This is a genomic window from Pseudomonas sp. 28 E 9 (assembly GCF_900004785.1).
GTDB classification, from domain to species: Bacteria; Pseudomonadota; Gammaproteobacteria; order Pseudomonadales; family Pseudomonadaceae; genus Aquipseudomonas; species Aquipseudomonas orientalis_A.
This window is the reverse complement of record NZ_CVTK01000006.1, coordinates 1-215: the sequence shown is the minus strand read 5'-3', so window position 1 is coordinate 215 and position 215 is coordinate 1. Positions and strand designations below refer to the sequence as shown.

The 215-nt window shown below is 59.1% G+C and carries 1 pseudogene; it reads right to left on the bottom strand.

The annotated features are described in order from the left end of the window. Window positions 1–34: 34 nt before the first annotated feature. Window positions 35–215, bottom strand: a pseudogene (locus BFQ00_RS00205) (hypothetical protein); the annotation flags it as partial.

The window sequence follows — 215 nt, the reverse complement described above, 5'->3', positions numbered from 1 at the left end:
TCGTATTGAGGCTGCTTCGGGTGATGGCTTTTATTCAGGGCGCGCTGCGTGACTCCAGGTCTATTTCGGCTGGCCACCGCACTTTGGGAGCCAAACGACGCGCGAGATTGAAGGTCACGTTTTCGTTGTTCCAATCGCGGGGCGGGTGGGGGAAGGTGGGCAGGGCTTGCGGGCCTTGTTGCATGAACAGTTGGGCCATGGCCCAGTACATTTCG